Consider the following 19,189-nt stretch of genomic DNA (forward strand, 5'->3'; position numbering starts at 1 on the left):
CAATAAAATACTACTATTTTAAAAAGAAAGGGGTTATCTAACTAACATGGAATATAAAAATAAATACGGAATTTTACTTGTTGTTATATCTATGACTTTTATGTCCTGTCTTGTTTCTAATATTGTGAATGTAGCTCTGCCTGTAATGTCAAAAAAACTTTCAGTACCCATGGTGTCTATAGAATGGGTTGTAGCAAGTTATATCATCTCGATTTGCTCAACTATTTTAATATTTGGAAGACTAGGTGATATAATAGGCAAAATGAAGGTATTTAAATTTGGAATGGTTGTCTTTACTATAGCTTCTTTCATGTGCGGCATTTCAACTTCATTTACAGAACTTATTATATTTAGAATTATACAAGGCATTGGTGCTTCAGCTTACATGGCTAACAATCAAGGTATTATAACTCAGGTTTTTCCAAGAAATGAAAGGGGAAAAGCCCTTGGAATTTTGGCATCCTCTGTTGCCTTGGGAACCTTAATAGGATCACCTGCAGGTGGATTTATTACCTACTATTTAAGCTGGAATTATATATTTTTCGTCAATGTACCTATCGGAGTAATTGCATTTATCACTGCTTTAAAAGTATTGCCTCATAGTAAAACCCAAAATAAAGAAATAAATAGTGAACTTGATGTAAAAGGATCAACCTTTATTTTCCTGTCAATGGTACTTTTATTTGGTTCCCTGATTCAAGGACAGAAGGTCGGATATAAGAATCCTGTTATAATTACAATATTTATTGTATCCATTCTATTTATAGCAGTATTTATTGTATTAGAAAATAAAATAGAAAAACCTCTCATACAAATGAAAATTTTTAAGAACAATGTATTTTCTCTAAGCTTGTTTTGTGCATCTATTTCATTCATTTGTCTAAGTGCTTCAACAATTATAATACCTTTTTATCTTCAGGATGCAATGAAACTAAACTCTAATATAACAGGTCTTATAATGATGGTACAGCCTTTAGTCATGGCTGTGATTTCTCCGCTTTCAGGAAATTTGTCAGATAAAATAGGCTCCAAACTTTTAAGTTTTTTAGGACTTTTGCTTATGAGTATAAGTTTTATATTTCTGTCATTTTTAAATCAATATTCTTCTATCACGAAGATTATAATTTATATTGTGGTATTAGCTTTAGGACAATCATTATTTCAACCTTCAAATAATTCACTCATAATGTCAACAGTTCCTAAAAATAAACTGGGAATAGCCGGCAGTGTCAATTCTCTTGTGAGAAACTTAGGACAAATTATAGGAATTATACTTTCCACGAGTCTCCTATATAGTTTTATGAGCATTAAAATTGGATATCGTGTGACAGACTATGTTATAGGAAGAGATGATATTTTTGTATATGGAATGAGATATGTATATATTGTTCTGACTATTGTATGTGCCTTCGGAGCAGTGCTCACTGCTTTTAGAATGCATAATAAAAAAAGCACACAAATAGATCAGTCAGCTGCAGATGTACACGGTAAAAATTTTTAAGAATGGCCTTCTGCATAGTGTTTATTTCAAAGCATTTTAAACAATATTTACAGCAGTAAAAGCAATAAAAAATGTAAAATTCTAAACTATAATGTGATGTGAACTTAGAATTTTAAAAAGGAAGTGAAATAAATTTGGTTACTATAACTAGAATAACATATGATGATTTAAATGACTTATCAAATTTATATGAGCAACTTTTAAGTAAAAAAACAAATTTTCCAAAATTCAAAGATAAGTTTACATTAATTAATTCAAATAAAAACTATATATTAATTGGAGCAAAAGATGGTGATAATAATTTAGTTGGTTCATTGTTAGGTATTATTTGCCAGGACCTTGGCGGCGAATGTAAGCCATTTATGGTTGTTGAAAATGTAATTGTAAAAAACAATTGTAGACGGATGGGAATCGGAAAGACTCTAATGACTTTTATTGAAAACTTTGCCAGGAAGAGAGACTGCTATTTTACCATGTTGGTATCGGCTTTCAAGAGGAAAGATGCTCATAAATTTTATGAATCAATTGGATATAACAATGATGTCGTTAAAGGATTTAAAAAATATTTATAATAAAATAAAAAAAATTTGCATACATAGAAAACATATGGTATGATTTTCATAAAAAGGGAGCCTGTTTAAGCATGCTGAGAGGAAGTATATACTTCGACCTATAACTTGATTCGGATAATGCCGACGTAAGGAAATATTTAATTTATACTATTTTTATATGTTTTATGAGTGTAAATGGAATGTGCCTTACAAGGTATATTCCATTTTTTATATTTAAAAAGCATTGGGGGAGCGCCCGGGGCTTTATAACAAAAGTACAACTAAATAGCGAGGGAACTTGTGTTTCAAGGTGAGAGGAAGCTTTTGAGCTTCGACCGCGACCAATATGATTTGTCATATAGGGAATTGCTATTTGGTTACTCTAAAATTATGCCTACAATAATGATGTTTATTTCCTATGTGACAACTTTAGAAAATAAATATTATTATGGAGGTATTTTATTATGGAAAGAAACTCGAAACTATTAAAAAAACTTATGCTTGCAATGATGGTGGCAATGGGAGTTGTCATTTCGCCAATTCTTCGTATAGAAGGAATGTGTCCTATGTCTTCTGTTATAAATATTACATGTGCAGTTTTTTTTGGACCTTGGTATGCGCTGCTTTGTGCTGTTTGTATTGGAATTATAAGAATGTTTCTTATGGGAATTCCACCTTTAGCTTTGACGGGTGCTGTTTTTGGAGCTTTTTTGGCAGGACTTTTATATAGAATATCTAAGAATACTTTAATTTTTGCAGTTTTAGGTGAAGTTATTGGAACAGGTATTATAGGTGCTATTGTCTCATCGCCTATTATGACATATTTCTGGGGCAAAAAAGGACTTTCACTTATGTTTTATATTCCTTTGTTCTTTACTGCTACAATTATTGGTGGAATAATTGCCTTTATTTTTTTAGGAGCATTAAGCAAAAATGGAATGCTTATAAAGATTCAGAAAAACTTGGGGGTAAAAGTCTATGACAAATCAACAGATACCGATAAACAACCTATTGCAAATAAAACGCAGTGTTAAAATAAAAAAACCCCTTATTCATTATATTACAAATCCAATTTCAATAAATGATTGTGCAAATGTAATACTTGCTATCGGGGCAAAGCCTATCATGGCCGAACATCCTTTAGAGGTTTCTGAAATTACATCTGCCTCTAACGCACTTGGCGTTAACCTTGGAAATATAACCGATGTTAGAATGAAATCCATGTTGATTTCAGGTAAAACGGCTTTTAAAGAAAAGATTCCTCAAGTAATCGATCTTGTTGGTGTTGGCTGCAGTAAATTGAGGTTTAATTATGCAAAAAAATTTATTTCTCAGTGTCATCCAGACGTCATCAAAGGTAATTTATCTGAAATAAGATCAATTTGTGGTATAGAAAGCAATGCAAAAGGAATAGATGCAGGAGAATGTGATAAGATAACAGATGACAATATAGAAATTGTGAAAAAACTATCCATTAGAACAAATTCTGTTATTGCAGCTACTGGTGCAGTAGATGTAATAACTAACGGCAGCGAAACATATTTAATAAAAAACGGCTGTGAAATGCTTTCAATGGTAACAGGTACAGGATGTATGGTTACTGCACTTATAGCAAGTTATATTTCTTCCTTAGATATATTTGGTAGTACTATTTTAGCTGTATCACTTATGGGAATATGCGGAGAACTTTCTCAGCATGTTACCGGTATAGGAAGTTTTAGAACTGATCTTATAGATAATTTATTTACAATTTCTGATAATACTATAATAAACAAAATAAAGTGTGAGTTAAAATAGGATAAAATGGCTTTAAAAATTTGAGAACGTACCTGAAGCAAGTACGTTCCATCTATTCTACCGGCATATAGTTATAAACAGCTGACTCCCTGGTACCTTTATAGTCACTTCTATATAACGTCAGCACGGGAAACTTAACAATCTTATGTGCCTGGGAAATAAATGTAATTAAAGGTATTTCATTTTTCATAAAGCTCTTTAAACTTTTACTTTCTAAAGTAGTATACCAAGCATGCTTATGAGAAGGTATAGTAAATACTTGCATGTCTTTCGGTATTTGTTCTGCTTTTAAAACTTGTACCCCTACTATAAATGAAAATCTGAATTTGTGAATTAAAGTTTTAGGCTTTTCATATTGAGGTAGACTGTCTATTCCATTTATCGTATAAATATCACCAGGATTTATCACGTTACTAATTTCATCAATCCTTTTTCTAAAATTCTCAACTAGCTTAGGTGTTTTGCCAGGTATAATAATTTTTTTATATTCACAGCCAACAAAAGTCATCTCAGGTAAAGTAGTTGTACCCATATTATTTTCAATTTCATCAGCACTAACTTTTGAATTCTCTGTGTACACTTTTTTCATTTCACAATTAACTGATGAAAGATTTTTTTGAAATTTTTTGTACTTTGAACTGAGTACCTTTAAATCTTCATCTATTAATTTAAGTAAATCGTTCACATATTTTATATTATCCTTAGAACTTGCATAATTTATAAACTGCTCTAATAATTTCAAATCATTTTCAGTTAACTCAGCATCATACAAATTATCTACATAATTTTGAATGTCTTCTTCATTCATTGAATAAAAATCTTTATCTCTGTTTTTAATTATTTCTTCAAGCAAATTCCAATCAATTTCATCTGATTCCATGCTTTCTAATATTTCTTTATTAACTTTTAACTCATGACTGTCGTCAAGTATTTTAACAAGATGAATCCAGGCATTTTCCTTTTCCCTGCTGTCAATTGGCTCATCAAGGTAATTTGAATACTTCAAACAAATGTATCTACCAAAAAATCCAGGAAAGATGCGTGTCAGCTCTTTTTTCATATATCCTTCTTTTTCCCTTTCACTCATGTCAAGGCTTCTTTTTAACAGCATCATGTCATCAGTAACTTTGCCTACATCGGAATTTGGAAAATTAATGTCATTTATGCACAGCTGGAAAATGTCCTTGGATCTTTCCATATTTAAAATTTCTGCCTTTATCTTATTTAAATGTTCTGTAAATATCTTTTCCATTTCTTTAGGGTTCACTAATATTTCTCTAATCTTTTTTACTGGTATATCAAAGTTTCTTAAAACAGAGATTTGCTTTAATTTTTCAATATCTTCTTTAGTATAATCCCTATAGTTATTTTCCTTATTTACTGAAGGACTGATAAGTCCATTTTCCTCATAGTAGTTTATGGCCTTTTTTGTAAGAGATGTGATCTCCATAACTTCACTTATCTTCATTAAAAATTCCCCCTTAGATACTATTCATAGTATAAACCAGTACCCAAGGCATCAGTCAATAATCAATTTTTCATACATTCAAAATAGAATACAGACTATCATATATGAACAACACCCAAATATATGATCAAAATTGTGCTAAATTTAAGCAATACAATTCTTGCTTTATACCTCCAATACAATTATTATAATACAAGTACCTTCTATTAATAATTACAAAATTTTTAAAGTGGTGATAAAAAGTGAAAAAATCAAAAGTAGAAAAAATAAATTTTTACAGCAATATACTTCGTAAAGAAATGGCTGTATCAGTATACTTGCCTGAAAGCCATAATGACTCAGCTCCCCTGCCTGTATTATATTTTCTACATGGAAGAAGTGGAAATGAAAATATACTTCTTGAGCTTGGTATAGATACTAAAACCGATGAAATGATAAATAGCAGAAAAATAAAACCTATGATAATTGTATGTCCAAGATATGAAAACAGCCGCGGCTTGAATTCATCCTTAATCTGTAAAGAAGTACCTGATCCAGAGAATAGCAATAGAATCATAAATCTTGGAATGTATGAAGATTATTTTATAAAAGAAATAATACCTCTAACAGATAAAACCTTTAATACCATAAAAGATAGAAAAGGAAGATACATAGGTGGAATATCTGCCGGTGGTTATGCAGCCCTTCACAATGCCCTAAGACATCAATCTATGTTTTCAAAAGTTGGAGGACATATGCCTGCTTTAGAACTGAAACTTGAAGATGAAGACAAACCATATTTTAAAGACATGGATATATGGGAAAAATATGATCCCATACATATTGCCAGAAACAATAATATTTCTTCCGATATTGATGTATATCTTGATGCTGGAGATAAGGACGAAGGTGGATTTTATGAAGGCTGTTTAATTTTACATAAAATATTGAAGGAAAAAGGCGTAACTTCTCAAAATCATGTATTTTGTGGTAATCACAGTGCCGAATATATAAAATCAAATATTGAAAAATATCTACAGTTTTATGGATGCTAATATTAATTTTTAAAAGTATAGGATTTCTAACTTGGAATCTGACTTCAATTAGAAATCCTATATTTGATTATGTGAACTAATTGCACAATTATTTAAATGTATTGTAAAAATCTTTCAGTTCTTCTTTTACTCCTTCTGAAAGATTATGCCACCTAATCCCCTCTATGGCACCCTCCAAAGCATACAACCTATTTATACACGCAGAATGATCAATGCTTTTTATTCTCGACCAAGCTTCCCTGCTTCCGATCTTTGTTAATTGTTCTATCGTTTCTATCCCAACTTGATTTAATTGTTGTTCAACTGTTTTTCCAATATTGGGCAAGGTGGACAATTCTCCCATGGCATCATTCCTCCATTTATATATGATAAACATTTTATTCCATATATTCTATCATGCTAAAACTCATATTTACTGTCATCTTTTATCTTTACATCTCATGTTAAAGTTCAAGTATTATTATTTGGACTAATGCAATTTACTATACCATTATTTAAATACATCTCATGTTAAGGTTCAACTTCTGTTGAAATTTTTGCAACCGTTTTTCACTTTTTCACATTCAAGCAAAAAAAGTGGCCTCAGCCATTTAATTCAAGGGGCTTAAGGCACTTGTGCTTTGCAAATTGGCTGGAAAAATGTTTCTGTCTTTCACTTGTCAGGATCTATTCAATAAAGCCTTTTATCTGCATTTTTTCTTTATTGTAAAACAATGCCATTCCTGTTTTCATTTTTCTAAAATCTAATTTTTCATAAAAAGCTTCTTTACCAGGCGAAGCATACAATATAAAATTGCACTGTGGAATACGATTTAAAATACCATTAACAATTGTTCTTCCAACATTTTTACCTTGATATTCAGGTAATACTGCTACATCATAAATTGCAGCTTGGTAAGTTCCATCTGAAATTGCACGACCAAAACCAATTAATTTATTATTATCAAAAACAAATATAACGGTATGACTATTTTTAAAAGCTTTCTCATGCACCTTTCCTTCAAAATATGACATTCCAGCTTTTTTCAATATCTCACATACGTCATCCCAATTAATATTTAAACAATTATATTGAATCTTAAGATCCATATTTTCCCCTCCTTGAAATAATGTAACCTTATCTATAAATATAAATGCTTACGCAGCGTAAGCTTCAAGTAAAATTTCTACATATATTTACTAGAAGGCATATTTAAAATTGGTCTTAATTTTTCATAAACTCAAAAAGTATCAATAAATATGTTATAATGAATTTGTTTGAGGTTTGTATCTAAAAACACTTATCACTTTATATTACAGATTTAAGACTGTATATTTATTAAATATGGAGGATTTTATGAAAGAATACATAGTAGACAATTTGAAAAATAAAATGAGATATCATGATTTTCCTGGTGAAGACACACCTATACTATTTATTCATGGCTTAGGATGTGCCGGATCATTTGATTATCCAGAAGTAGCTGCACAGGTTGATTTAATAAATCACAGACGAATATTAGTAGATCTGCTTGGAAGTGGCTTTAGCGATAAACCTGATAATTATTTGTATACTGTAAAAGAACATGCAGGGTACTTATATAATTTCGTTAAGAGTTTAAATCTACATAAATTTATTATTTTTGGACATAGTTTAGGTGGACCTATTGCAATTGAACTTGCAGATAAATGTAAAGATAGTGTTGAGGCAATTATTTTAAGCGAATCAAATCTAGATAAAAGCAGTGAAGATTCATCAAGTTATGAATTTGGGAGCTTTAGAGAAGACGACTTTGTGAATAGTATATTCGATGAAGTTATCAATGAAAATACTATCCATAATTCTATGTGGGCATCAGCATTATCAGTTTGCTCATCTACAGCAATTAGTAGAATTTCAAAATCTGCAGTTGAGGGAGGAAATCCATCATGGCGTGACATGCTGTATTCACTTAAGTGTAAAAAAACATTTATATTTGGTGAAAAATCTCTTCCAGATGATGACCAAATTGAGCTTGGAAAACACAATATAAATATTGAAATTGTAAAAGCAGCAGGACATTCAATGGCTTGGGAAAATCCTAAAGGATTAGCAGAAGCAATTAAAAAAGGTATTCTTTATGCAAGATTGAATTCTTAATTGCTATATTATTGGCTACATTCCTTTCCGTTTAAGTCTCTCAATTTTCAATTTACACTTCCATACAATTCTTAGCATTGTCAAAAATATTCCTGCAAGTAATACTGTAAATATTACAAGGAGATACATAAATGACAGGAAAAAAGAATTTAAATAAGAAGCTAAATGTTAAAAAAATATTATCCAATACTTTAATAATTTCTTTCACCGTTTTAGTATTAGGGGTTGCTATAAATTTTAAATATGCAGTAGGATATCTATCTATTCTTATTGTTCATGAACTGGGACATTATATTACAGCAAAATTTTTGAAACTGAATGTCACTTTTGGAGGGTTCACCCCAATTGGAGCGTATATAACTCATGAAGATCCTAAAAATTGCAAAGAAAATGCACTTATTGCACTGGGCGGACCATTATTAGGAGGGATATGTGGTCTTATTTGCTATATAATTTATTATATTGCAGGAGATTATACATTTTTAGTATTAAGTTTCACTTCAATAATAATAAATTTGAGCAATTTAATACCTGTAAAGCCTCTTGATGGCGGACATATAGTTGAATCAATATCTCCTATTCTATGTTATATTGGATTTCCATTTTTAATATATTTGTTTATATCAGTAAATAAATTAAAAAGTAAGATAATATTACTTTTTATTATGGCATCAGGTGCTTATCAAACGTATAATTTTACCATTAGGTATAAAACAGATTCCTATTATAAACTGGACAAACATAGTAAAGTAAAATTTATAATCATATATAGCCTATTGGTATTATCCTTGGCTGGGAGTGCAATATACATTTATAACACATTTGATTATAAATGTATATTTAAAAATATATCTAGATATAAATAATCATAATTATACTATTTTCTCAAGTGTAATTTACTTTTGATACATTCCATGTTTATGAAATTCATACCATTTATTAATTTCATCTGCAGGTTTAACCTTTAAATATAGCATAATTTCTTTAGCAAATTCTAATGCTGCTGTTCCATTTGCAGTAATGACATTGGAATCACTTACTGCTTGTTTCTCAATATAATTACTATCTCCTTTATAATGAGGTGACTGAGATTTCAAAAATTCTAATGTATTACTTGTATGTTTTCTATTATCCAAATAACCATTTTCGCCCATGAAAAAGGTGGCACCACAAATTGCTGCTACTGGAATATTATGATCAAGTGCATAATCAACTATAGGTTTAACATTATTATTTTTCTTTTCCGTCCATGCATTTCCGCCAATTAATAAAAGCATTGCAAATTCCTTAGGATAGTTATTTATAGAATAGTCTGGGATGGTATGAAAGCCTCCCATTGATATCTTAGGTTCTTTATCAAAACTTAAAGTTTTAACAATATATTCTGTTTCTGGTGCATTAAGTTCCGAACATATGTAAGCACTCTCCCAATCAGCATATCCATCAAAAATAAATGCAAGTATTTCTTTTTTCATTATTAAGCACATCCTTTCTTAAACATTATATAAAAAGAAAGATGACACCTGTATGTCATCTTTCTAATTTTATTTTCTTGTTACTTACCAGTTATCTTTGATAATTCATTTTCAACGTCCTTGTTTACTGCTCCTGTTCCACCAAAAATAGTTACCCCTTTTAGCTTTAAGCTCTGGAAAAATCTTCGACTTGTTATTTTCTCCCAAATGCCTTGGGCAGTGAAAATGGTTTTACAATATAATCATCTGCACCCATACTTATAGCAGATACTTTGTCCATTTCCATATTCTTTGCTGATATTACAAGTATAGGTACAGTACTTTTTTGTCTAACTCTTCTTATTATTTCAAATCCATCTATGAAAGGTACCATTAAATCAAGTACTATTAGCTGAAAATCCCCATCAAATTTGAATTTATTCATAGCACTTTTATAAGCATTACATTATTTTAATTTGTCACTGTTAACCTTGTACTGCTTATTTTATCATGAAACAATTTTTTATCTTTTGAAAAAAAGTGTACTGTTATATTTCGAATGACTGCTAAATTTAATAAAAATACTAAAATCATTAAAATATAATTGAAATAACCACCTCCTATACTGTGACTTAATGCATTTTTACTAAAAATTATATAATTTCCTCCAAAAAATACATAATATAGTACACCGTATCTTATCAATACTTCTTTAAATTTTAATTTTTCATCCCTACCTGTAACTTTTATTCTAAGAATCCATTTTCCAAAAGTTTTACCATTAGTAAAGTAAGTAATTAATATAAAATAGAGGAATACAAATATATAAATTTTTAAATATCCTCTTGTAATTATTGACAAAATAATAAAAATGCACCAATCAAATGCAAATGCTAAAAATCTTCTTACAAAACCAACAGTAATATGCTCAAGTTTAACATTTTCGTCCAGCTTACTAACATTAGGCAGTAATTTCATAAATACTGGTGCTATCATATAACCTAAATATCCACCTAAAGTGTTTAACATCAAATCATCTACATCAAAAATTCTATAAGGTGCATTGTAAAAGCCGTATAACCCACTTAATTGAGTAAGTTCAAAAAATAGAGAAACACAAAATGATATCAATATAGTCTTCTTAATGTTGTTTTTAAAATAATAGCTTAAATAAATGCCCAGCGGTAACAGTAGAACTCCATTAAAAACTGCTTGTAAAAAAGCTCTTTCTTTAAATAAATGAAAATAAGTTGAAGGTTTTATTAACTGAACCTTTGTTTCACTTAAAATATCTACCACAAATTTAAGTGGCACTAGCTGAATGTGCTTAGTCCCAGGTTTCTGTAAACTTAGTACATCCCGTGTTTTAGGCAATGGCAGTATAATAAGATAATATGCTGTTATTAAATATAACAAGAAAAGGTATAGCAGAAATGCTCTATAATAATTGATATATCCATGTTTTCTATATTGGTATATCAAAAATGGCAGAGTAAATAATGCTGCAAAAATTGGGAACGTAATTACTGCTATCTTTATTGGAATAATATATTCTGACATTTAAACAACTCCTCATGATATATCATAAAATTTTATTAATTATTCAGGATCTCAAGTATCTGCTTGTTTACAACCATAAGTATATTGTAGATAGTATGCCCAAAAATCCTATCATGCTAATCATCCCAGCTGCCTGCTTTGTAAAAGTAAATATTTCTTCTTCATCTGCATATACAGGGTTATCAAAGAAAATGAATAGGCGAATAAACGTATAAGTTGCTGCTGCAAATACAATCAATGCTGGAACCTCTGCAGTCAAAGAATATTTCACTAAACTCAAGCTTCATCATTGGAATATACGGCAGCAGTAACGGCATATAATTATAAACAACTGATTTGTCATTTTTAATTTCGTACCACTTATTTTATCTGATGGCTACCTACTGTAACACTCCCACTTCTATCAAAGTGGGAGATAACAGTAGCTACGCCCCTAGATAATTCATCTAAACTTAGTTGGAGAAACAAAACTCTAAAGAGAAAGCGACTATCACCAAATCAAAGATTTGGGATATCTGCTTTTCCCACTAAGTAAGATTCATTGATCATGATATAATTATATTATCATTTTATAATAAGCGAGGTATAGTATGCTGGAAATATTTATTTGTGACGACAATAAATCTTATAGAGATAAAATTAAACAAATTATTGAAAACACTATTTTGAGGGAATCTTTAGATTTACATATATCTGTGTGCACCCACAATCCAATGGAATTATTAAACTATGTCCAGGATCATGCAGCAACTGGAATTTACTTTCTGGATGTTGATTTAAAAAGCAGTATAAATGGAATAAAACTCGGTGAAAAGATAAGGGATTTAGATCCACATGGATTTATAATATTTACAACTATTCATATGGAAATGAGCTATCTTGTATTTAAATATAAAGTTGAAGCAATGGACTATGTTGCTAAAGACGAAGATGACTTTAAAGCACGGGTAACAAGCTGTCTTATGAAAGCTTACAATACTTATACTAAAGAAAATTTCAGCGAAGGATACATTAAAGTAAATGAAGATTCTAGAATAATAAATATAAAATTGTCTGATATCTTGTTTATTGAGACAAGCAGTACCCCCCATAAGATAAGAGTTCATGAGGAAAATAGGCAAATAGAGTTTTATGGAAATCTTAAAGATATGGAGCAAAAACTAACTCCAAACTTTTACAGGTGCCATAAGTCCTATATTGTAAATAAACACAAGATTGATGAAATAGATTTGAAAAATAACAAAATCATTATGGTAAATGGAGAAGAATGTCTTGTTTCTTTTAGATATAAGAGAGGTCTTATAAAATGATCATCAAAAAATTTCCCATAAGCAAACTTTTTACAGACGTGATCTTCCCTTCACTGCAAATTAGCTTATTGTGTTGTATTTCAATATACATATTATTTAAAGATAGGGTTACCTTAAATGTACTGAAAAAGTACTTTGTCATATCTTTTGTAGTTGGAGTGGTACTTCAAACTGGTTCATATATTTTAATACTCCCTATCTTTACAATACTAATAATATTTTTATTAAAAAATAGTAAAGACATAAAAAGTACTATAGAAATACTCATAACCATTTTTACAATATACTTTATTAACATCATGTATAATGGAATTTTAAAATTAGATGTTTATAAAACAATATCTTTTAAAAATTACATTGTTGAACTCATAATTATACTATTTTTTACACTTTTAATACATGCAATAAAAAAGCATATTTCTTATAAATTGGGGAATTTTAAAAAAGTTTCACTGCGGCAAATAAGATATAGGATGATTCTCAGTATAAGTATTCCCATAGCTTTAAGTATATTCTTTATTTATCCTCTGGTAGATTCAGTAAATTATTTTGGAATATATTTTATAACTGAATGCTATCTTCCTCTTGGAATTCCTCTTATTTCAATAATACTCATACTTATAATAATTTATAATTATGACAAGAGTTTAAAAATTGAAATTGATTTAAAAAGAGAAATTGAAGAAAAATATAGAATAGAAGAATATGCACATGTAGTTGAAGAAATGTACAGTGAAACGAGAAAATTCAAGCATGATTACATAAATATGCTTATTCCTCTTAAGGAATATATAGATACTTCTAATGTCAATGATCTCAAGGATTTCTTTTATGATAATGTACTCAACATAGACAAAAATATAAAGTGGAATAACACAAATATAGATAAGTTAAAACATATTAAGATACTGCCTTTAAAGGCCTTGATTTCTACAAAACTAATAAAAGCATTATCCTCAAGAATAAATATAAAAGTAGAAATAGTAGAAGATATATCTCAAATATATATGAACATAATGGATTTATGCAGGATACTTGGAATACTTTTGGATAATGCAATAGAAGCATCTATGAAATGTGATTTGCCTAAGCTATATTTCTGCATTTGTGTAAAAAAGGATTATGTAGTTATAGCACTTCACAATAACTTTGGGAATGCGAAACCAGTAATACACAAAATATATGAAAAAGGTTTTTCAACTAAAGGAGATGGAAGAGGCCTTGGCTTATATATCTTAAAAGATACTATAGATACAAAATACAATAATGTATTTATAAATACATCCGTTGAGGACAATATGTTTATACAGGAATTATGGATTAAGAATATACATGGGACATCCTAACTAGGGTGTCTTTTTCTTTAACGCAAATTTTTTAATCTTAACCGTATCAGCTTCTGCTATTTATGAATTCAGGACATCCTTTTTGGACTAATATATAAAATATGCACTAATACCTGTTAATATGTAATGGATGTTTAGGTTTGCAAACTAAAAATTAATCTTTTAAGAAAGGATAAAAAATGGAACCAATTTTAAAAGTAAAAAATTTAAGTAAATACTATAAGAGTCAAAAAGTAATTGACAACATCAATATGAAGGTATTCAAAGGAGACATCTATGGTTTTATAGGTCCAAACGGAGCTGGGAAAACAACAACTATAAAAACTATTTTGCGTTTACTAAAACCTTCAAGTGGTGAAGTCTTCATAGATGGCAAAAATGTATTTAAAAATGGAGAAAACAATCCTTCAGATATAGGAGCCATGATAGACTATCCAAGCTTTTATAATAATTTATCTGGATATAAAAATTTAATACTCTATGCAAATGTCTTGAATCTCAGCAAAGAGAGAGTTTATGAGGTTTTGGAATTAGTAAAATTGATAGATGATAAAGATAAAAAAGTAAGCAATTATTCTATGGGAATGAAGCAGAGGCTTGCAGTGGCAAGAGCATTTTTATCTAAACCCCAAATTGTTATATTAGATGAACCAACTAATGGCCTCGACCCTGAAGGAGTAAGAGATATGAGAAATTTAATTAACAAATTAGCTAGGGAAAATGGTACAACTTTCATATACTGTTCTCACATTTTAAATGAAGTACAAAATATATGTAATAGAGTTGCAATGATAAATAAAGGCAGAATAATTGTTGAAGATTCTATGAAAAATCTACTTAAAAGTGCTAATTCTCTAGAAGACTATTTTATGAAAGCAGTGGGACTCTAATATGATAAAAAATGAATTTATAAAATTTTTTACTCCTTTAAAAATATCAATATATGGAGGTATCATATTTATATTCATTTTATTGAATGATGTAATATTTGGAGATAAAGCCTCCGCTATAGTTACTTTTCACAGCTTGCTTTATAACGATATGTCTTCCCTTGTGTTTATGCTTCCAATAATTTTAGCACCAATAGCTTCCGATATGATTACACGTGATTATGAATCTGGCTGCATGAAATTTGTTGTAATTTATAAAGGCAAAGCAAAAGTACTTTTATGCAAAATAGTTTCTCTTATTTTAATAACAGGCATTATGATAATTTTTACATTTGCTATTTTAAATGTAATCTATATTTTCAAAGATTCAGTACATATTAATTTACTTTTAGATATAAAAATGGGATTGTTGTTTTTAACTGCACTTATGCCAGTATTACTTATATATGTTTTAATTTCTATACTATACAAAAACAGCACTATACTATCATTGCTCGTATTTCTTTTAATTGTAATGTCAGACTTTATTCCTAAGACAATTGGAAATATAACTCCACGAAGATTTCTATGGGAATGTCTTTTAAAAAATCAAACTGATAAATTTTCTATAATCTTATTTTCAATATACATTATAATTCTTGTATTTTTAAACTTTAAGTTATTCAATAAAAAGGAGCTGATACATTGATACTCAAACTTTTTAAAAATGAAATTATAAAAATGCTGCATTCTAAAAAATTATATGTACTTATGGTATTTGTCATATTCATGATTTCAGCAATATGTTATATGATATATTTAGAGAAAGGACATATAATGAATAATGCACCTATGTCACGCAAATACAACAGTCAGCTTAAAATTGAGATCTTGAACATGAATAGTGTAATATTTTTAAAGCAATTCAGCACAGAATTTATATTTAGGACAGTCGTACCATACTTTGCATTCTTCATGACTGTATTTTCAGTTAGCATATTTGGTGAAGATTTTTTTAGTGGGAACATGAAATACTTTGCAAGATTAACTAAAGATCATGTTAATGTATTTAAAGCAAAAATACTTAGTATTATTTTTTATTCAGCACTAGTAGTTATTTTGACATTGATATTAGGATTTACAATAAGTGCATTTGTTTTTAAATTGAGTTTTGATGGTTTAGGAAGAATTGTATTAATTTATTTTTCTGCAATAATTCCAGTTGCTTCATTTGGATTAATTATAGGAATAATATCTTTGTTTTTTAAAAACACAACAATTAGTATATCTATAGGCATTGTAAGTTCCATATTTTTAACTGTTTCAGACAGACTTACAATCACAAGTAACTTTTCGCCTATAGGAGTACTTGGTCTTATGGAGAAGTTCAGAGCTGACAATATATCATTAATCTCTTTGCTGATGGTAAATGGAGTATCCATTATATATTTGCTAGGTGCTTATTTTATAGGAAGAAAATTGTTCAAAAATAAGGAATTTGCCTGAAACTTTTCTAATCATTTTCAATCTCCAGAGTTAATAATAAAAAAGTACCTTAATCCATTATATTTATATGGTTTAAAGTGCTTTTGTGGTACTTGTCCTATTTTTGATTTTCTTTCATAGAGTTTATTTCTTCAAACCTTTTCTCTGCTGCGTTTATTGCCTCCACTCCTGCTTTACATAAAACATTAATACCTTTAACAATAGTTACAATCACAAATGCTTCTACTAATTCTTCCATAGTCAAACCTGCTTCTATGGCAGCAACAGCATGTGACTTTGCACCACTTACTTCATCATCTAAACTATCCAATATGGCAAAAATTAATTCTCTTGTTTTTTTAGGTAAATGTCCTTCTTGAACCGATTCACGCATGGTTAAATAACCCTTTAATCCATCAGGACAATATTTAGATAAAGCTTTAGCAAAAGGCGGATCCCATTTCAATTCATTCTTATAATAATCAAGTATACTTTCTAAATCTTTCACAATTAATTCCCCCACTTTTATAATATATTATTTTTTCCTTTATTCTACATTTTCATTATAGTATAAAAACTATTTTGAATATAGGGTTTTCTAACTCAAAAATCAACTTATACGCAGGTATATGAAAATCTAAAATTCAAAAAGCTGCTGACAAAATATTTCATCAACAGCCTTACTAATACAAAATACTATATTGTTTAATTTTTAATTAATTTTATCACCATGATACTGCATTCCATAACCAGGCATGTTAATGGTAATACCTGTAATTTGGCCATTTGAATTTTTATCAAATGTAGTATCTCCATATAAAATTCTCATAAAGAATTTATCTTGAGATTCAGCAAAAAGCTCATATTTTTGATTTGTTCCATCTGCTGAGTAATAAAGATGTCCACCTTCATTTGTTATTGAAATATCTCCCATATCCTTAGATTTATATTTACCTATATATTTATTTAATACACTATTATCAAGTTTTATAACATTTTTTGCTTTTGGCATACTATAATTATTTTTTCCAAGTGCTATATTTGAAAGCATGTATGTAAGCGGATTTATAGTATAGTACCCTGAATTTGTAAGTATAATTATACTTAAACCTTTATCTGTATACCTTGCTATATTGCTTGTAAATCCAAGTACATTTCCATCGTGAAAAACCTCATGACCATTATCTCCATCAACTATCATCCAGCCATAACCATAGTAGATGCCGCTTCCTTTTGCCATTTCAACATACTTTGAAAACATTTTGTCCATAGTTTTCTTGCTTACAAGCTTTTCTGTATCAAGTGCCATGTTCCATCTATATAAATCTTCTGTAGTAGAGTACAAATTACCTGCTCCATGTACACCATCAACTATAATTTCATCACTTATTGGTGTTACATCCAAATATCCTTGATATCCACTTGAATTATACATTTTTTCTTTTCCTATATAGCCAATTCCCGTGTCATTCATATTTAGTGGTTTAAATATATTTTTATTTAAATAATTTTCATAATTCATTCCACTTACTTTTTCAACTATATATCCAAGCAATAAATATCCTGAATTAGAATATTCAAATTGAGTACCTGGTTTAAAATCAAGAGGTTTATTCTTAAAAAAGTTAATTGCAGTATTTATATTTTGCAAGTCCTCAGGCTTCATATCTAAAAATCCAGGCATCTCATTTAAACTTTTAATACCAGATGTATGAGTTAGTAAATTATAGATAGTTATTTCGTCTCCATGGGGAAAATCAGGTACATACTTTGAAAGTTTATCTTGTTCACTTAAGAGTCCCTTTTGTTCAAGCTGCATTATTGCCATTGCTGTAAATTGTTTTGTCATTGAGCCTATCAAAAATCTAGTTTGAGATGTATTTTTAATATTTTGTTCGAAGTTTGCCATACCATACCCTCTATTTAAGAGTATATTTCCATCTTTAGCAACTAAAACACTTCCATGAAAATTATCTGATTTTTGTAAGGCAGTTAAATAATCATCCAACTTTGCAGCAATTATTTTATCTTTTGTATAAACTAATTGCTTATTCAAGCTATCTTCAGTATTTTTTTTCATATCAGATATTTTGACTATCTGAGTAGTACTGTCCCAATCAACTAATTCATTAAATGCTTCACTAAAAAACTCAAGTGGCACATAAACTTGTCCATAATTCACTATTGGAATTGTGGACAGCGTAATAGCCTTACCATTAGCAGTTACTTTCTCATCTCCACTTGTAAATGTAACATTTACATTAGAACCTTTTATTGTAATATTATTACCTTTAACCTGTAAAACAGCATCACTTCTGATTTGTTTAAGTATTGGAATAAGTGGCATCATAACTTTTGAATTTGAATTCACATATGGTTTTGGATCTAATATAATTGCTTTATCATTTACCTTTACTACAATTGAACTAGTTTTAGATGCAGTTATAGCTGTTCCAGTCCCAGCAATCGCTTGTGCACTTACAGGTGTTACAGCTGAATAAGTGACAAGAGTAAGCGATACAAGAAGACCTGATATACACTTTTTAATCATTCACACATCCATCCCTTCAAATTTTTGATTAAGAGATTGATTTTACAAATCTGACTTACCTTCAATAAAATTCCCCCCTTATCAATATATCATTTAATGATATATTGTAAATAAATCATATCATTTAATGATATATATGTCAAT

The 19,189-nt window shown here is 29.2% G+C and carries 21 protein-coding genes and 1 riboswitch; of the genes, 12 read left to right on the plus strand and 9 right to left on the minus strand.

All coding sequences use genetic code 11. The annotated features are described in order from the left end of the window. The first annotated feature begins 46 nt into the window (after window positions 1-46). The 4 genes from B5S50_RS06940 to thiM all read left to right on the plus strand — a co-directional run bounded on the left by B5S50_RS06940 (window position 47) and on the right by thiM (window position 3,849). A complete protein-coding gene (locus B5S50_RS06940; RefSeq protein WP_217303442.1) occupies window positions 47-1,501 on the plus strand; it encodes an MFS transporter in 1,455 nt (484 codons plus the stop codon). 134 nt (window positions 1,502-1,635) lie between these two features. Beyond that, on the plus strand, window positions 1,636-2,073 hold the full coding sequence (locus tag B5S50_RS06945) for a GNAT family N-acetyltransferase (RefSeq protein ID WP_217303443.1): 438 nt from the start codon (window positions 1,636-1,638) through the stop codon (window positions 2,071-2,073). A gap of 43 nt (window positions 2,074-2,116) precedes the next feature. Further along, window positions 2,117-2,222, plus strand: a riboswitch (TPP riboswitch). Between the two features lie 294 nt (window positions 2,223-2,516). Next, window positions 2,517-3,086 carry an energy coupling factor transporter S component ThiW gene (thiW, locus tag B5S50_RS06950; protein ID WP_217303444.1) on the plus strand — a complete coding sequence of 190 codons (570 nt, stop codon included), beginning with the start codon at window positions 2,517-2,519 and terminating at the stop codon, window positions 3,084-3,086. Next, window positions 3,064-3,849 (plus strand): hydroxyethylthiazole kinase, encoded by a 786-nt coding sequence (gene thiM, locus B5S50_RS06955; RefSeq protein ID WP_217303781.1) that lies wholly within the window; start codon window positions 3,064-3,066, stop codon window positions 3,847-3,849. The genes thiW and thiM overlap by 23 nt, the downstream gene beginning before the upstream one ends. A gap of 52 nt (window positions 3,850-3,901) precedes the next feature. Here the strand turns inward: thiM and B5S50_RS06960 are convergent, their stop codons facing one another. Beyond that, window positions 3,902-5,317: a MerR family transcriptional regulator gene (locus tag B5S50_RS06960; RefSeq protein ID WP_217303445.1), complete on the minus strand. Its 1,416-nt coding sequence runs from the start codon at window positions 5,315-5,317 to the stop codon at window positions 3,902-3,904. A 242-nt stretch (window positions 5,318-5,559) separates the two neighbouring features. On the opposite strand from B5S50_RS06960, the gene B5S50_RS06965 reads away from it, so the two are divergent. Continuing rightward, window positions 5,560-6,351, plus strand: coding sequence for an esterase family protein (locus B5S50_RS06965; RefSeq protein ID WP_217303446.1), 792 nt, complete (start codon window positions 5,560-5,562; stop codon window positions 6,349-6,351). A gap of 88 nt (window positions 6,352-6,439) precedes the next feature. Here the strand turns inward: B5S50_RS06965 and B5S50_RS06970 are convergent, their stop codons facing one another. After that, window positions 6,440-6,694, minus strand: coding sequence for a TfoX/Sxy family protein (locus B5S50_RS06970; protein ID WP_217303447.1), 255 nt, complete (start codon window positions 6,692-6,694; stop codon window positions 6,440-6,442). A gap of 323 nt (window positions 6,695-7,017) precedes the next feature. After that, entirely contained in the window at window positions 7,018-7,440 is a 423-nt protein-coding gene (locus B5S50_RS06975) for a GNAT family N-acetyltransferase (protein WP_217303448.1), read from the minus strand. Window positions 7,441-7,687: 247 nt separating this feature from the next. Between B5S50_RS06975 and B5S50_RS06980 the strand changes: the two genes are divergently transcribed. Both B5S50_RS06980 and B5S50_RS06985 read left to right on the plus strand, forming a co-directional pair. Beyond that, window positions 7,688-8,470 (plus strand): alpha/beta fold hydrolase, encoded by a 783-nt coding sequence (locus B5S50_RS06980; RefSeq protein ID WP_217303449.1) that lies wholly within the window; start codon window positions 7,688-7,690, stop codon window positions 8,468-8,470. A 131-nt stretch (window positions 8,471-8,601) separates the two neighbouring features. Next, on the plus strand, window positions 8,602-9,336 hold the full coding sequence (locus tag B5S50_RS06985) for a site-2 protease family protein (RefSeq protein WP_217303450.1): 735 nt from the start codon (window positions 8,602-8,604) through the stop codon (window positions 9,334-9,336). A 30-nt stretch (window positions 9,337-9,366) separates the two neighbouring features. Here the strand turns inward: B5S50_RS06985 and B5S50_RS06990 are convergent, their stop codons facing one another. From B5S50_RS06990 to B5S50_RS07005, 4 genes are all read right to left on the minus strand, one after another. Further along, complete coding sequence (locus B5S50_RS06990; protein ID WP_217303451.1) at window positions 9,367-9,945, minus strand: type 1 glutamine amidotransferase family protein; 579 nt, start codon at window positions 9,943-9,945, stop codon at window positions 9,367-9,369. A gap of 193 nt (window positions 9,946-10,138) precedes the next feature. Beyond that, window positions 10,139-10,369: a response regulator gene (locus B5S50_RS06995; protein ID WP_254306728.1), complete on the minus strand. Its 231-nt coding sequence runs from the start codon at window positions 10,367-10,369 to the stop codon at window positions 10,139-10,141. A 26-nt stretch (window positions 10,370-10,395) separates the two neighbouring features. After that, entirely contained in the window at window positions 10,396-11,484 is a 1,089-nt protein-coding gene (locus tag B5S50_RS07000) for a VanZ family protein (RefSeq protein ID WP_217303452.1), read from the minus strand. A gap of 67 nt (window positions 11,485-11,551) precedes the next feature. Continuing rightward, window positions 11,552-11,755, minus strand: coding sequence for a hypothetical protein (locus B5S50_RS07005; protein WP_217303453.1), 204 nt, complete (start codon window positions 11,753-11,755; stop codon window positions 11,552-11,554). A 319-nt stretch (window positions 11,756-12,074) separates the two neighbouring features. Here B5S50_RS07005 and B5S50_RS07010 point away from each other — a divergent pair, with 319 nt between their 5' ends. From B5S50_RS07010 to B5S50_RS07030, 5 genes are all read left to right on the plus strand, one after another. After that, on the plus strand, window positions 12,075-12,794 hold the full coding sequence (locus B5S50_RS07010; protein WP_217303454.1) for a LytTR family DNA-binding domain-containing protein: 720 nt from the start codon (window positions 12,075-12,077) through the stop codon (window positions 12,792-12,794). Next, a complete protein-coding gene (locus B5S50_RS07015; RefSeq protein WP_217303455.1) occupies window positions 12,791-14,140 on the plus strand; it encodes a sensor histidine kinase in 1,350 nt (449 codons plus the stop codon). The genes B5S50_RS07010 and B5S50_RS07015 overlap by 4 nt, the downstream gene beginning before the upstream one ends. A 179-nt stretch (window positions 14,141-14,319) precedes the next feature. Further along, window positions 14,320-15,030, plus strand: a complete 711-nt coding sequence (locus B5S50_RS07020) for an ABC transporter ATP-binding protein (RefSeq protein WP_065076976.1) — start codon at window positions 14,320-14,322, stop codon at window positions 15,028-15,030. A 1-nt stretch (window position 15,031) separates the two neighbouring features. Next, window positions 15,032-15,718 (plus strand): ABC transporter permease, encoded by a 687-nt coding sequence (locus tag B5S50_RS07025; RefSeq protein ID WP_217303456.1) that lies wholly within the window; start codon window positions 15,032-15,034, stop codon window positions 15,716-15,718. Beyond that, window positions 15,715-16,515, plus strand: a complete 801-nt coding sequence (locus tag B5S50_RS07030; RefSeq protein ID WP_065076978.1) for a hypothetical protein — start codon at window positions 15,715-15,717, stop codon at window positions 16,513-16,515. Before B5S50_RS07025 ends, B5S50_RS07030 begins: the two co-directional genes overlap by 4 nt. 97 nt (window positions 16,516-16,612) lie before the next feature. Here the strand turns inward: B5S50_RS07030 and B5S50_RS07035 are convergent, their stop codons facing one another. Continuing rightward, window positions 16,613-17,002 carry a carboxymuconolactone decarboxylase family protein gene (locus tag B5S50_RS07035; RefSeq protein ID WP_065076979.1) on the minus strand — a complete coding sequence of 130 codons (390 nt, stop codon included), beginning with the start codon at window positions 17,000-17,002 and terminating at the stop codon, window positions 16,613-16,615. 204 nt (window positions 17,003-17,206) lie between these two features. Continuing rightward, window positions 17,207-19,045 carry a serine hydrolase gene (locus B5S50_RS07040; protein WP_217303457.1) on the minus strand — a complete coding sequence of 613 codons (1,839 nt, stop codon included), beginning with the start codon at window positions 19,043-19,045 and terminating at the stop codon, window positions 17,207-17,209. Window positions 19,046-19,189: the final 144 nt, after the last annotated feature.

This window comes from Clostridium sp. 001 (assembly GCF_019056555.1).
Taxonomy (GTDB): Bacteria; Bacillota; Clostridia; order Clostridiales; family Clostridiaceae; genus Clostridium_B; species Clostridium_B ragsdalei.